The organism is Megasphaera massiliensis (assembly GCF_000455225.1).
GTDB classification, from domain to species: domain Bacteria; phylum Bacillota; class Negativicutes; order Veillonellales; family Megasphaeraceae; genus Megasphaera; species Megasphaera massiliensis.
Genome location: NZ_HF954548.1, coordinates 17,840 through 20,373 on the forward strand (window position 1 = coordinate 17,840; position 2,534 = coordinate 20,373).

The 2,534-nt window shown below is 46.7% G+C and carries 5 protein-coding genes; 1 reads left to right on the plus strand and 4 read right to left on the minus strand.

Annotation, left to right across the window (positions count from 1 at the left end; all coding sequences use genetic code 11):
• Window positions 1-303 (plus strand): solute carrier family 23 protein (locus tag TX77_RS10650; RefSeq protein ID WP_044505079.1); only part of this gene is annotated, 303 nt, incomplete at its 5' end.
• A gap of 103 nt (window positions 304-406) precedes the next feature.
• Here TX77_RS10650 and TX77_RS10655 read toward each other — a convergent pair.
• From TX77_RS10655 to TX77_RS10670, 4 genes are all read right to left on the minus strand, one after another.
• Window positions 407-961 (minus strand): hypothetical protein, encoded by a 555-nt coding sequence (locus tag TX77_RS10655; protein ID WP_042171539.1) that lies wholly within the window; start codon window positions 959-961, stop codon window positions 407-409.
• 27 nt (window positions 962-988) lie between these two features.
• Complete coding sequence (locus tag TX77_RS10660) at window positions 989-1,519, minus strand: matrixin family metalloprotease (RefSeq protein ID WP_042171541.1); 531 nt, start codon at window positions 1,517-1,519, stop codon at window positions 989-991.
• 22 nt (window positions 1,520-1,541) lie between these two features.
• Window positions 1,542-1,904, minus strand: a complete 363-nt coding sequence (locus tag TX77_RS13420; RefSeq protein WP_049917359.1) for a hypothetical protein — start codon at window positions 1,902-1,904, stop codon at window positions 1,542-1,544.
• A gap of 143 nt (window positions 1,905-2,047) precedes the next feature.
• On the minus strand, window positions 2,048-2,533 hold the full coding sequence (locus TX77_RS10670) for an ABC transporter permease subunit (RefSeq protein WP_044505080.1): 486 nt from the start codon (window positions 2,531-2,533) through the stop codon (window positions 2,048-2,050).
• Window position 2,534: the final 1 nt, after the last annotated feature.

The following is a 2,534-nucleotide window of genomic DNA, read 5'->3' on the forward strand; positions in this document are numbered from 1 at the left end:
GCGCTGATTGCCGAGATTCCAGTAGCGGTAATGGGCGGTATCTCACTGCTCTTGTTCGGAGTTATCGCAGCTTCCGGCTTGCGCATGCTCGTCGAATCCAAAATCGACTACAGCAAACCGACTAACCTGTACTTGACTACGATCGTACTCGTTGTCGGATTAAGCGGCGTAGAAATCGTGATCGGAGACTTCTCGCTCAAAGGTATGGGATTGGCTACTGTTGTAGCGATCATTATGAGCTTGCTCTTCAAGCTGTTCGACATGCTTAAGCTATCCAATGACCACGAGGCATCCGGTCATTAATAAAGTTTGAATGAATAACAATTAAGGGCTGTTTCCAAGTCTCGCCATCATGCAATGGCGGACATGCGGAAACAGCCCTTTTTTCCAAAATAACTCCTTTCCATTACTTCGAAATTTGAAGATCATGGAAGGATTGAATAGATTGCAATTCACCTGACACTTGAGATGACGGAATCAGTCTTTCGCCCGCTACTTTAAACTTCCCTTGGTATACCCCTTTAATAACATAAGCATCTTCTGCTACAGGTCCCTCGTATTTCTCCAGAAACACGACAGCTTCTTCACTTGCGGCAAAAACCGCATTCCCTTCAGCCAAGTATTGCAGACCCTCATAGGAACCTCCGGTTTCCAGAATGCGAATTTGCTTTCCAAGCTGACCTTTGTATACCTTCTGTACGGAGGCATCGGATAAAGTAAATACGACATTGCCATACGGATAGCTCTTCGTCGTATTGATTTTCACTCTGGCAATGACCGGCGAACTTGCGCGCAATTGATCAACGGATTGGAACGATTCGGATAGATCGAAGTGCATCGATACGGTGGAGGTTGGCTTGTCCCGTGATGCTTCGGCTCTCACTTGAAAGAAGACGATGGTCGCCGCAATTAATACAATAAATAAGGTCAAAATCTGTTTTTTCGAAAAAACGGAATTCATGGAATACACCCCTTTCTTTGTTTAGGTTTAATACAATGCATTTACGCCTTTAATATCATCCGGTCCCGGAACGGAAGTGGTCCGCACCCCATATATGCTCATAACTTGTTTGCCGTCGGTAACATGATCGAGTCCGAATACATGTCCCAGTTCATGGGCCGCCGTCCCTTTACGGGCCGTAACCGTCATTCCATCCATCGCCGAAGTATTAAAGTCGATATCTGACTTCGTGTATGTACCGGAGGTCATCACGGGCTTGTTCGCCGTTCGTGCATTCCAGCCTATGTTGACGCCGTAGGCGTCTTGTCTCAGAATAAGATTGGCCGCAGAAATATTGCTAGTGTACACAAAGCTGGCATCCACATTGGCATTATTCCAAGCTGCAATGCCATCCGCCATCGCTAATGAATAATTCGCTGTAAGCCCTTGCGGGATATAGCTGATCGTCGAGCTGGCGTACTTGCCTCCTAAAGTCGTATAGGCATTCACAGACGGCAGTACAACTGCCGTATACAATAAGGTGCCAGTCAGAATAACCTTCCATATGCTCTTCTTCATTTCTGCTCTCCCCCTGATTTATTTATTTGTCCTTTGAGCCGTACTTTCCGATGTGTTCCAGCTTCACATATTCCCCTTCACTGCTCTCTACGGCGATGGCTTTGTCTGTCGAAACGTTTTTGATCTCATACAAAGCCGTCCCCTCGTGATATTCATTGGAAAAAACACCGGTTGCTCTCGTAGATTCATGGTCGGAATAATGTTCTACCTTCCCGATTTGCTTTCCGACATCCAGAACTGCTTCATCGGTTGCTTTGTACGTATCCCCATTCCATACGACAAAACGGTATGCCCAGTCTTGGGCTGTCTTTTGCCTGCCTAACGAGCAGGCGGGGAGTGATAGACTCATTAATAGAATCGAAAAAACAATTATTAACTTTTTCAATTCCTCACCTCCTGTCATTATCGACGGGCAACAATGGGAAATTGTTTCATATTTACAATAATTTTAAATTCTCACAGATTCATTCAGACATAAAAAAATACCCCGGCCTCTAAATCCCGCCGGGGTATTGCTCGTTTGTTTCACTATGCTTTTTTACGATTGCGCGTGTAAATGTCTACATATACAGCGAGCACTAGAATGCCGCCTTTTACGATATACTGCCAGAACGACTCCATGTTCATCAAGCTCATGCCGTTGTCCAAGCTGCCCATAACTAGCGCGCCGATAATGGCACCCATAATCGTACCGGANCCGCCGATAAGGCTCGTACCGCCAATAACACATGCAGCAATTGCATCGAGCTCATAGTTTTGTCCGGCGCTCATCGTTGCCGCGTTCAAGCGTGCGGTAAGAACAAGCGCAGCAATGGCTGCCAGCGTATTGCAAAGTACGAATACAAGCAGCACACGGCGCTTGATGTTGATCCCCGACAGCTTGGCTGCCTCCGGGTTGCCGCCAATCGCGTATACCTGCCGGCCGAAGGTCGTATTCCTCGTAATAAAGGTAAAGATAAGCGCCAGCACAACGACCATCACGAATGGAACCGGAATGCCTTTGTAGCTGTTCATA